The sequence below is a fragment of the Aquimarina muelleri DSM 19832 genome (genome assembly GCF_000430665.1).
Classification (GTDB): Bacteria; Bacteroidota; Bacteroidia; order Flavobacteriales; family Flavobacteriaceae; genus Aquimarina; species Aquimarina muelleri.
Window position 1 is genome coordinate 1 of record NZ_AUML01000028.1, and the last position, 13,087, is coordinate 13,087.

The following is a 13,087-nucleotide window of genomic DNA, read 5'->3' on the forward strand; positions in this document are numbered from 1 at the left end:
TGGAGAGACAATTGGGAGGAGCTTACAGCTTTCTTTGAATTTCCACTAGAGATCAGAAAAATTATTTACACAACAAACCTTATTGAAAACCTGAATGGAAAAATCAGAAAGTATACCAAAAACAAATTATCATTCCCTACGGATCAAGCTGTGATGAAATCTGTATATTTGGCTACCAGAGAAGCAACCAAAAAATGGTCTATGCCAATCGCAAATTGGGGAATAATCCTTAATCAGTTCTTAATTATATATGAAAAAAGGGTAAGACTTTAAAAAAGTCAAACCCTCGATATTTTAGTTACACACTTAATGAAACAGTGTCATTCTAACGCATAAACTGGGATTATATGCGAGGTTTTTATTCGTAAATCGTATAATAAATATAAAAAGGTGAAGCATACGCCCCACCCCTTTATAAATAGCCCAAAAATTATATTATACTTATTTTATAGATACTTTTTTGGTAATCGTTCTTTTTGCGTCTGTTACTTGAACAAAATACATACCAGGAGAGAATCTACTAATATCAATAGTGTGTCGATCTTTTCCTCCAGGAGGAGTATCTAAAACTACAACTTTTAATATTCTTCCATTAATATCTTTAATAGATAGTTTAGATGAAGTATTCAATACATTACTAACTTCAATAGTAAGAACATCATGAGCAGGATTTGGATATGTTTTAATTTCAAAATCTGTAGAAACTAAAGTATCTTGTAATGACGCCTGAGTAGCAGAACCACAAGGCCCAAGATTTGTCCATCCATTAGAAGTTCTTTCAAATAAATTACCTTGATATGTAACTCTATCCCCTACAGAATATGCTGTACCACTTGAGTATGCAGGCACTCCTGCACATGGATCTGAAGGATTAGAAGGGCAAGGTCCAAGGTTTTTCCAGCTAGACCCCGTCCACTCGTATAAATTACCTTGATATGTAACTCTATCTCCCGTTGAGTAGGTTACCGATCCAGACCAAGGACTTACACCAACACAAGTAATTCCTCCACCATCATTACAATTACCTGTAGATACATAACTATCTTGACTACATTGAACAGTAAAACTATCTATAGTAGTATTATTAGATGAGTTTTTAGCTTCCCAATTTGCACCTCTTGTAGTTGAAACTTGTCTTGTTTGTCCAGAAACAATCGAAAACCTAGAGGTATTATTCGTAAAATACTCTAAAGTACAATTAGTATTATTATTAAATGTTACTGTTGCAGAATCTCCTGTATTACAACCTGTAGTACCACATGCCTGAAGACAACTTGCAGAACTTATCGTGTTACGAATTACGTTTCCTGGTTGAGTACCAAATCCTTTTGTAAAATTGATTCCTGCACTAGTAAGATGACAATAACTCATAATAGTTCCTCCATCCGATGGGATTGCTGGTCTAGAACAATTACCTTCTACATTGTAGCAGCCATCAATAGCTGTATTATTTCCATTCCATACACAAGCTTGTGTATGATTAGAACCTAAATTATGCCCCATCTCGTGCGCTATTACCATTACAGAAAACGAATACGTAGGTACATTACTGAAAGTTTTGTTAATACCAGAAACCCCATAACGTATATTAGATCTACAAACACCTGTTAAATATGCTACTCCACCAGAGAAATCATATGTTGCAAAATGTCCTAAATCGGCTCCATTTAAACCATTTCTTTCTCTATAACTAGCATAATCAGACAATCCACTAAATGGCTGTTGAGAAGTCCATGCATTTATTTGAGATATTTTTACAGTCATATTATCATTTGCATACAATATAGCTACTTGATTAAATATAGATTGCAAGTAATTTGATGCTGCCTGACTTCCACCTTTATCTCTAACTACATCATTCCCTATATCAAAGTATACTTTTACACATTTTGCTGCAGCTTTGCTAGTAGAAGGGTTTTCTGTAAGCTGTTCTTCTGTATAGCCTTCATAATTTGCTTCTGTACTACAAGTAAAATCTTGTAAATGAAGTAAATCATTATCCTCATACATAATATGCTCTGCACTATTTTTAAGTTTACCCATAACTAAGTTTCCATTATCACCCTCTAAGCTAATAACCCCAGAAACCTCGCCATCTAGCAAACTTACTGCTGCAATAGAGTTTGATTTACCACGTACTACCCCTCTATAATGAGATATGCCATTCTTATTTTGAACAACATTACCAGATGGCATTTCTACCATCTTAAAATCCTCTGTAGCAATATCCACTTTTACTAATTCTAAAACCATAGAAGTTTTTTGCCCTGGGATTTCCAAATTCATAGTTTCGGGAGCACTAGACTTCATAGATCTTAACTTATTTACATCTAAAGAAAATAAAGTATAATCTTTAACCTCTTTGGGTAATTGAATATTAGATTTTTGTTTAGCAGTTATTAAACTAAACAAATTAACGTCTTGAAAATCTGAACCTTGGCTTTTTTGATGCTGTACCAAGTCATTAGGTTTATGCTGTTGTGCTTGCATAAAATTTATTACCATAAAAAAGGTAATTACAATTTTGAACATGTTTTTCATCGTGAATAGTTTTAATTTTGAAGAATTTTTATATTGACTATATTGGGCTATTTAAACTATCAATAACAAAAACTTCAAAGAGTTTGTGAATCATTAAGTTACTAATTTTATGAATTCATTAAAAAGACATATACAAAAGGTTTAAAAAATACTATATTGCTTTGTTTTTAGTTAAAAAACTAAAATATTCTAATTCAAATAACTGATTTTAACAAAAAAAAGACTTAATTGTATATCATGAGAATTTATTAGATTTATTAAATTTTATTTTTTTGATTAAAAAATAAAAAAATAGAATACATTAAGATCCACAAAAAATACATTTTGATAATAACTTTATACAATGCCTTACAAACCCAAAACAAATTCTTACATTATTTTTTCGTGAAAGAATTTTAGTACTATAATACTATGTATTAGCCTTATACAAATTACTATTAAACAGTTGTTTATGTAAAAAAAAAGATCCAAACTAATTAATCTCTTTAAAATCATTTTTAGATAAAAACTGATTTAACAAAACTGAAACTCTACCTATTTCACAAAACGCATTCAAATAACTACATTTGCAATCTTGGTTAAAAATTTATGATCACATCAGAAGAAAATATTGAAGTTATAGGAGCACGTGTTCATAACTTAAAAAACATAGATGTTACTATTCCTCGTGAAAAACTTGTAGTTATAACTGGTCTATCAGGATCAGGAAAATCATCTTTAGCATTTGATACTATATATGCCGAAGGACAACGGCGATATATAGAAACTTTCTCTGCCTATGCAAGACAATTTTTGGGTGGACTAGAACGACCCGATGTTGATAAAATTGATGGTTTATCTCCTGTTATTGCTATAGAGCAAAAGACGACAAGTAAAAGCCCGCGTAGTACAGTAGGTACAATTACAGAAATATATGACTTTCTTAGATTACTATTTTCAAGAGCAAGTGATGCCTATAGCTATAATACCGGAGAAAAAATGGTTAGCTATAGTGATGAGCAAATCAAAAGCCTTATCCTTAAAGACTTTTCTGGAAAGAAAATAAATATCCTCGCTCCTATTATACGATCAAGAAAAGGGCATTATCGAGAGTTATTTGAACAAATTGCTAAACAAGGGTTTGTAAAAGTACGTACTGATGGAGAAATTAAAGATATCTCCAAAGGAATGAAATTAGACCGATACAAGACACATGATATAGAGATTGTAATTGATCGTTTAATGGTTACTAAAGATCAAGACAACTCGAAACGTCTTATGGAAACTATTAATACCGCTATGTATCATGGCGATGATGTATTAATGGTTATTGAACAAGAATCTAAAGAAGTACGATTTTTTAGTCGCAACTTAATGTGCCCGTCTAGTGGAATCTCCTATCCAAATCCAGAGCCAAATAATTTTTCTTTTAATTCTCCCAAAGGAGCATGTCCTAAATGTAATGGCATAGGTAACCTCTATGAAGTAAATTTAAAAAAGATAATTCCAGACGATTCTAAGTCTATAAAAAATGGAGGATTAGCACCCCAAGGACCACAAAAGAACAATTGGATTTTTAAACAATTAGAATTAATTGCGCAACGCTTTGAATTTACTCTAAATGACCCTATAAAAAGTATTCCAAAAGAAGCTATGCAGGTTATACTATATGGAGGAAAAGAAAAATTTAATATAACTAGCAAAACTTTAGGAGTTACCAGAGAATATAAAATCGACTTTGAAGGAATAGCAACTTTTATAGAAAACACTTATCATAATAACGACTCTACCTCTTTAAAAAGATGGGCTAAAGATTTTATGGATAATATCCAATGCGCAACATGTAATGGATCTAGATTGCGTAAAGAATCTCTCTATTTTAAAGTGAATAAAAGAAATATTGCAGAATTAGCTGCAATGGACATTATAGAACTTACAGATTGGTTTAAAACTCTTCCTTCCCAATTAAGTGAAAAGCAAAATAAAATCTCTGGCGAAATTATAAAAGAAATCAACGCAAGACTTCAGTTTTTGATAGATGTTGGTCTTACATACCTTTCTTTAAACAGAAGCAGTAAATCCCTTTCTGGTGGAGAAGCACAACGTATACGTCTAGCTACACAAATCGGCTCACAACTTGTTGGTGTTTTATACATACTAGATGAGCCTAGTATTGGTTTGCATCAAAGAGATAATGAAAAACTAATAAATTCTCTTATTCAATTAAGAGATATTGGCAATTCGGTAATAGTCGTAGAGCATGACAAAGATATGATAGAAAGAGCAGATCATGTTATTGACATAGGACCATTTGCAGGAAAACATGGAGGAGAAATAATTAGTCAGGGTACTCCACAAGAATTGCAAAATTTTAATACACTTACCGCAGATTATTTAAGCGGAAAAAAACAAATTAAAGTACCATCTAAACGAAGAGAAGGAAATGGTAAAACAATTTCGCTAAAAGGAGCTACAGGAAATAACCTAAAAAATGTATCTATTGATATTCCTTTAGGAAAAATGATTGCTGTGACTGGAGTTTCTGGTAGCGGAAAATCTACTCTAATTAACGAAACATTATACCCTATTCTTAATGCCTACTATTTTAATGGTGTAAAAAAACCAATGCCTTACAAAAGTATTAAAGGGCTTGAACATTCAGATAAAGTAATAGACATAAATCAGTCTCCTATTGGTCGTACGCCCAGATCCAACCCTGCTACGTATACAGGTGTTTTTTCTGAAATACGAAATCTGTTTGCAAAAACTCCCGAAGCTATGATACGTGGTTATAAACCCGGGCGTTTTAGCTTTAATGTTACAGGTGGTAGATGCGAAACTTGTAAAGGTGGTGGTTTAAGAGTTATAGAAATGAATTTTTTGCCAGATGTCTATGTCGAGTGCGAAACCTGTCAAGGAAAACGTTTTAATAGAGAAACTTTAGAAATTAGATATAAAGGAAAATCAATTTCAGATGTACTAGAAATGACAATTAATGAATCTTGTTTGTTTTTTGAACAAATTCCAAAAATTTCAAGAAAATTAAAAACAATTCAAAATGTTGGTCTGGGGTATATAACGCTAGGACAACAATCCACGACACTATCTGGTGGAGAAGCACAACGAATTAAATTAGCTACAGAATTATCCAAAAGAGATACTGGTAATACTTTTTATATTTTAGATGAACCAACAACTGGACTTCATTTTGAAGACGTTCGCGTACTTATGGATGTTTTAAATAAATTAGTAGACAAAGGTAATACTGTTCTTATTATAGAACACAATATGGATGTAATAAAAATGGCAGATTATATCATAGACATAGGTCATGAAGGAGGTAGAAATGGAGGAAAAGTAATTGCTAAAGGAACTCCAGAAGAAATTATTAAAGTTAAAAAAAGCTATACTGCAAAGTTTCTAAAAAAAGAACTAGAAACTATCATTTAAAATATAAAAATTATGCAAAAAGAACAACACCATAAGGGATGGAATCAAATCAAAACTAATGACTCTTGGGCAATTTTCAAGATTATGGGGGAATTTGTTAGCGGATTTGAAAAAATGAGTAAAATCGGACCTTGTGTCTCTATTTTTGGGTCTGCTCGTACAAAAATAGATGATAAGTATTATCAATTAGCTGTAGATATCGCAAAGCAAATTGTAGATCATGGATATGGCGTTATTACTGGTGGAGGTCCTGGTATTATGGAGGCCGGAAATAAAGGAGCGCATCTAGGAGGAGGAACCTCTGTAGGCTTAAATATAGACTTACCTTTTGAGCAGCATGACAATCCATATATTGACAGTGATAAAAGTCTGGACTTTGATTATTTTTTTGTTCGTAAAGTGATGTTTGTAAAATATTCTCAAGGATTTGTAGTTATGCCAGGAGGATTTGGAACTTTAGATGAATTATTTGAAGCAATAACATTGATTCAAACTAAAAAAATAGATAAATTTCCTATTATATTAGTTAGTACTGAATTTTGGGGAGGACTTATAGATTGGGTTAAAAGTACATTACTTCAGAAATTTGAAAGCATAAGCCCTGGAGATTTAGACCTTATACATATTGTAGATACCCCTGATCAAGTATTACAAATTTTAGACAAGTTCTATGCAGAATATAATTTAAGCCCTAATTTCTAAAGTATTTTAGTATTAATTTTAAAAAATATAGTTTTACCTAAGAAACTTACTTAAATATATCTTTAATTAATCGTGAAATTTGAAAATAATAAAACTATATAATTTTGTAATTGTCTTTTTTATACTTTCTGTTGCTTATGCGCAACATGATGTCATAATTAATGCAGATTTAGATTCTGAAAAAAAAGTAATAACAATAAATCAGAAAGTAATCTATACAAATTCTTCAAAAGACACACTTACAAAAGTATTTTTTCATGATTGGGCTAATAGTTTTTCTAATAAAACCACTCCCTTAGCAAAAAGGTTTAATGAAGATTTTTTAAAACGCTTTTACTTTGCTAAAAATGAAGAACGAGGAGCCACGATAATTCAAAATATTACCGATAAAAAACTAGAACCTTTACGATGGGGTCGGCAGGAAGATATACCAGATATAATGTGGATACAACCTTCTACCCCTATTTTCCCAGGAGAAGAAAAAACTTTTCTTATAAAATATAAAATAAAAATCCCTAGCAATAAATTTACCAGATATGGGTACCATGATAACGGAAATTTTAGCCTAAAATATTGGTATATAGTCCCAGCTGTTTATGATAAAAAATGGAATATATACAGTCATAAAAATTTAGATGACCTATATACTCCTATAATTAACTATCAAGTTAATTTTACTCTACCAAGTACTTATAGCGTTTCAAGTGATTTAAATGAAGAAAAAAATATCATTTCTAATGACGAAACTATAAAAACAGTACACTTAAATGGAGACAAAAGAAATGAAGTAAACCTATATCTCGAAAAGGAAACCTCTTTTTATAACTTTTCTGCCGATGGAGTTCAGTTTATAAGCAACATAGATGATAATGATCTTAATCCTAAAATGAAATCTATTGCTGTAGAAAGAATTATTAGTTTTTTACAAAAAAAACTCGGACCATATCCTTTTGATAAAATTTTAGTGTCAGAAAATGACTATAAAAATAACCCTGTATATGGACTAAATCAATTACCTGATATTTTAAGACCTTTTCCTGATGGTTTCCAATACGAAATTAAACAACTAAAAACCATAACCGAAAATTATCTTGAAAAAACTTTAATAATAAACCCAAGATATGATACCTGGATAAAAGATGCTATACACATTTATCTTATGATGGCCTATACAGAACAATATTATCCTAAGATGAAAATGATAGGTAAGCTTAGTAAAGTTATTGGTATACGATGGTTTCATGCTGCAGATTTAGAATTTAATGACCAATACTTTTTAGGATATAAAAATATGGCCCGCCTTTTCTTAGATCAGCCATTAACAGAGCAACAAGACAAATTAGTGAAATTTAATAAAAATATATCTAATGCATATAAAGCAGGTATTGGATTTAAGTATTTAGAAGATTATTTGGGGGATGATAATCTTGTAGATAAAAGTATTAAAGATTTTTATTCTCAAAATGTATTACAATATACAAGCTCCAAAGATTACAAAAAAGTACTTAGCTCCATAACTACCAAAAATATAGATTGGTTTTTTGATGATTTTATTACAACTAATAAAAAGTTAGATTTTAAAATAAAATCTGTAAAAAAGACCAAAGACTCTTTAGAAGTAACCATAAAAAATAAAGAAAATAATTCGATGCCAGTTTCTCTTTATGGTTTTAGAAAAAAAGATTTAGTATCTAAAACTTGGACAATAGGAGTTAATGGAACATCTAAAGTTAAAATTGCAAACGAAAATATTAGTAAGCTAGTAATAGATTACGATCAAAATATTCCTGAAATAAACAGACGCAATAATTACAGAAATTTAAAATGGATATTCAATAAACCTATTCAGTTTAGAATTTTACAAGATCTTGAAGACCCTAGATATAGTCAAATATTTTTTATTCCAGAATTTGAATTTAATGTATACGATGGTTTTACATTAGCATCAAAATTTTATAATAGAACTTTTATTAAAAAAGATATAGAATACAATATATCTCCAGCTTATGGTCTTAAATCAAAAAAACTACTAGGATCTGCATCTATATTTTATAGACAACAGCTATCTGATTACGGCTTATATCAAATGAGGTATGGCGTAAACGGAAGCATGTTTAGCTATGCTCCTGATTTATTATTTAGACGTTTTTCTACATCTATAAGTTTTCATTTTAGGCCAAAAGATTTAAGATCTAACGAAAAGCAAAAATTAACTATTAGAAATATAAATGTTTTTAGAGAAAAAGACAAAGAAGACCCTGTAGTAACACCAGACTATAACGTATTTGATGCAAGATACAAATACTCCGATTTCAACCTTATCGATTTTCTAGGGTATACTATTGATTATCAAGTATCAAAAAATTTCGGAAAACTATCTACATCTATAAACTATAGAAAATTATTTCTTAACAATCGCCAATTAAACCTTCGTTTTTTTGCAGGATCTTTTATTTTTAATGATACTAAAAAAGATGGTGATTTCTTTAGTTTTGCATTAGATAGACCTACAGATTATTTGTTCGATTATAGTTACTTAGGGCGTAGTGAGGATACTGGACTGGTAAGTCAACAGATTATTTTGGCAGAAGGAGGTTTTAAATCTCAACTTAAACACTCTTTCGCTAACCAATGGATAACCACTTTTAATGCTAATACCAATATTTGGAATTGGATATATGCATATGGAGATATCGGTTTAGTTAAAAATAAAGGAGTTACTCCTAAATTTGTATACGATGCAGGGGTTCGGTTAAGCTTGGTTGCTGATTACTTTGAACTTTTCTTCCCTGTAGTCTCTAATAAAGGTTGGGAAATCTCACAACCAAATTATAGCCAGCAAATACGGTTTATTATAACTCTTAGCCCAGAAACACTAATTGGACTCTTTACTAGAGAGTGGTATTAAATATTTTTTAAAATTTTAAATAGAAAATATGTGAATTTTTTAAACATTCACTAACCAAATCTTAAAATATCACCCAAAAACAATAATCTTCTAACAAAATCTACTTTTAATTGCATTATCTTCAAAAAAAATAAGGCTTTACGCCTTGCAAATGGTTAGTATTTTAGCTAAATTTGCAATCCATTATAAACATCGTTCACATGCAGTCTGAAACCGTTACTTTATCTAATATTTCTTTCGAAGAGTATAAAGATCAAATACTTAGAGATTACAAAATTGCCATAATTAGTAGAGAATGTAGTCTCTTAGGCAGACGGGAAGTATTAACTGGTAAATCCAAATTTGGAATATTTGGAGGAGGAAAAGAACTGCCACAACTTGCAATGGCAAGAGTTTTTCGCGATGGTGACTTTAGATCTGGCTACTATAGAGATCAAACATTTATGATGGCCATTGATCAATATACAGTAGAACAATTCTTTGCAGGTCTGTATGCACATACTAATATTGAAAAAGAACCTTTCTCTGCAGGAAGACAAATGGGAGGTCATTTTGCAACCCAAAGTTTAAATGAAGATGGTACTTGGAAAAATTTAATAAAACAAAAAAACTCTAGTTCAGATATTTCTCCTACTGCTGGTCAAATGCCTAGATTATTAGGACTAGCCCAAGCATCTAAAGTATACCGAAATGAAAAAAGCATTACCGATAGTTCTAATTTTTCTAACCAAGGAAATGAAGTAGCTTGGGGAACAATCGGAAACGCCAGTACTAGTGAAGGTTTATTTTGGGAAACTATAAATGCTGCAGGAGTTCTGCAAGTACCAATGGTTATTAGTATTTGGGACGATGAATATGGTATTTCTGTTCATGCAAAACATCAAACAACTAAAGAAGATATTTCTCTTATTCTTGAAGGTTTTAGACGTGATAAAGACCATGAAGGTTTTGAAATTTTTAAGGTTAATGGTTGGGATTATGCAGCTTTAATAGATACTTATGAAAAAGCAGAAAAGTTAGCTCGTGAGAGCCACATCCCTATTATTATTCATGTTAAAGAATTAACACAGCCACAAGGACATTCTACTTCTGGATCGCACGAAAGGTATAAAAACGAAGATCGCTTAAATTGGGAAAGAGAATATGATTGTAATAAAAAGTTCAAAGAATGGATTATTGAACATAAAATTGCTACAACAGAAGAGTTACTAGAGTTTGAAAAAGCAGCAAAAAAAGAAGTACGAAAAGGTAAAAATGAAGCATGGAATGCGTATTTGTCTGAAATAAAATCAGAACAAAAGGATGCTTTAGAAATTTTAAAACTAGTCGAAAATAAAAGTAGTAATAAAAATTTTATTTCACCTTTAGTAAAATCTTTGTCTTCTAAAAATGAACCTATTAGAAAAGATATTCTTGAAGCTACAAGAAAAACATTACGATATATTACAAAAGAAAAATTTGAAGAAAAATTAATTCTACAAAAATGGGTTAATAATTATATAGCTACTATTCAACCAAAATACAGTGCTCATTTACATAATGAAACTGAATCTGGAGCCGTACATATCAATGAAGTAAAACCAGAATATGATGAAAATGCAGAAATAGTAGACGGAAGAGTTATCATTAGAGATAATTTTGATAGTCTATTTTCTAAATTTACTGACATACTTATTTTTGGAGAAGATAGTGGTAAGATAGGAGATGTAAATCAGGGGTTAGAAGGACTTCAAGAAAAATTTGGAGAAATTAGAGTTGCTGATACCGGAATCCGAGAAGCTACCATAATTGGCCAAGGAATAGGAATGGCAATGCGTGGACTTAGGCCAATTGCAGAAATACAATATCTAGATTATATCTTATATTGTATACAAGGCCTTAGTGATGATCTTGCTACATTACGTTATAGAACTTTTGCTAAACAAAAAGCACCATTAATTATACGAACAAGAGGACATAGACTAGAGGGAATATGGCATTCGGGTTCTCAAATGGGAGGTTTAATTCATTTATTGAGAGGTATTCATATTTTAGTACCAAGAAATATGGTAAAAGCTGCTGGTTTTTATAACACACTAATGGATAGCGATGAACCTGCATTAGTAATAGAATGCCTTAATGGTTATCGCTTAAAAGAAAAAATGCCTTCTAATTTGCCTGAAACCAGGACTCCTATAGGTGTCGTAGAAACTATTAAAGAAGGAACAGATATTACACTAGTATCTTATGGCTCTACTTTAAGATTAGTAGAACAAGCAGCAAAAGAGTTATTATCTGCAGGTATTAATGCCGAAATAATTGATATACAATCTTTATTACCCTTTGATTTAAATCACGATATAGTAAAAAGCGTAGCTAAAACAAACCGATTATTAATTATTGATGAAGATGTTTCTGGTGGAGGAACAGGGTATATTTTACATAAATTAATTGACGAACAAAATATATACCAATATCTAGATAGTAAACCACAAACTTTGAGCGCACAACCACATAGACCAGCTTTTGGAACTGATGGGGATTATTTTAGCAAACCTTCTATCGAAGATATATATGAAAAAATATATGAAATAATGAATGAAGTAAATCCTGTTAAATATCCTGAATTAAGATAAAAAACACTCTTTTTATTGGTAATTTTCTATTTTTAATCTTTTACCGTCCTTATAAGAGATCACAAATATTCTTTTATCAAATCCAGAGTTTATTAATAGCTTTCTGAAATCCTGAGCTTCGTTCAGGGTTTCAAAAATACCTAAGCTCATTTTATAATACGAAGTATCGTTATAAACAAGAGTATTAGTATATTTATTAGATATTGAGGATATACCTTTAGAATTAAGCGCTTTAACCTGTACAGAATATACCGTATCTTTATCTATTAATTTTCTATACAGATACAGATTCTTTATTTCCTCAATATTTATTTTTTTATTTTTTAGTGCTTCTAATTCTTCTTTTACTACAATTAATTCTTTTTCAATTATAGATTTTTTTTGTACACTATCTGTCTCTGGCACCTTAAAAAAAAACATATTACTAGCAAGAAAAACAGTTGAAATAAAAAATATCAAAGATAAAAAACCTAATATTTTATTAGATGTTTTTATTTTTTTCGATTTTTTAGACTCTTCCTTTAAAAGATCTTCAAGTTTTTTCTGTTTAACTTCGGATTTTTCTATCTGATAATGTAAATATAAAAGGTCTTCATCTTTAATAACTTTCATTGTTGGGGTATCTTAAGAGTTATTTGATATTTTAAATTAATCACAGCAAACAATGTTCAAGTAAGCTTTATTAAACATCAACTATTATAAATTCCTAAAATTGTGATTAATTATATTCTTTAGTTTTACAATTTTTTCTTTGACAACACACTTCTACAATATTCAGGAATATTTTTTTTAAGCTATATTATTATATTGATAAACTACTTATTTACAATGTAATAATTTATATAAAAAGAAACAATTCCTATATAAATACTATAAAAACAAATTAATTAAG

The 13,087-nt window shown here is 30.3% G+C and carries 7 protein-coding genes; 5 read left to right on the forward strand and 2 right to left on the reverse strand.

Annotated elements, in window-relative coordinates; genetic code table 11:
* Nucleotides 1-273 (forward strand): transposase (locus tag H527_RS22005; RefSeq protein ID WP_035088070.1); only part of this gene is annotated, 273 nt, incomplete at its 5' end.
* A gap of 168 nt (nucleotides 274-441) precedes the next feature.
* Here H527_RS22005 and H527_RS0112030 read toward each other — a convergent pair.
* Entirely contained in the window at nucleotides 442-2,541 is a 2,100-nt protein-coding gene (locus tag H527_RS0112030; protein WP_027412945.1) for a M12 family metallo-peptidase, read from the reverse strand.
* Between the two features lie 588 nt (nucleotides 2,542-3,129).
* On the opposite strand from H527_RS0112030, the gene uvrA reads away from it, so the two are divergent.
* The 4 genes from uvrA to H527_RS0112050 all read left to right on the forward strand — a co-directional run bounded on the left by uvrA (nucleotide 3,130) and on the right by H527_RS0112050 (nucleotide 12,195).
* The gene (gene uvrA, locus H527_RS0112035) at nucleotides 3,130-5,970 is read left to right on the forward strand and encodes an excinuclease ABC subunit UvrA (RefSeq protein ID WP_027412946.1); all 2,841 of its coding nucleotides are present in this window, start codon (nucleotides 3,130-3,132) and stop codon (nucleotides 5,968-5,970) included.
* Nucleotides 5,971-5,982: 12 nt separating this feature from the next.
* Nucleotides 5,983-6,672, forward strand: coding sequence for an LOG family protein (locus H527_RS0112040; protein ID WP_027412947.1), 690 nt, complete (start codon nucleotides 5,983-5,985; stop codon nucleotides 6,670-6,672).
* Between the two features lie 79 nt (nucleotides 6,673-6,751).
* Nucleotides 6,752-9,580 (forward strand): metalloprotease, encoded by a 2,829-nt coding sequence (locus H527_RS0112045; protein WP_051316744.1) that lies wholly within the window; start codon nucleotides 6,752-6,754, stop codon nucleotides 9,578-9,580.
* Nucleotides 9,581-9,780: 200 nt separating this feature from the next.
* The gene (locus H527_RS0112050) at nucleotides 9,781-12,195 is read left to right on the forward strand and encodes an alpha-ketoacid dehydrogenase subunit alpha/beta (RefSeq protein WP_027412949.1); all 2,415 of its coding nucleotides are present in this window, start codon (nucleotides 9,781-9,783) and stop codon (nucleotides 12,193-12,195) included.
* 12 nt (nucleotides 12,196-12,207) lie between these two features.
* Here H527_RS0112050 and H527_RS0112055 read toward each other — a convergent pair whose 3' ends face one another.
* Nucleotides 12,208-12,807, reverse strand: coding sequence for a hypothetical protein (locus tag H527_RS0112055; RefSeq protein WP_027412950.1), 600 nt, complete (start codon nucleotides 12,805-12,807; stop codon nucleotides 12,208-12,210).
* Nucleotides 12,808-13,087: the final 280 nt, after the last annotated feature.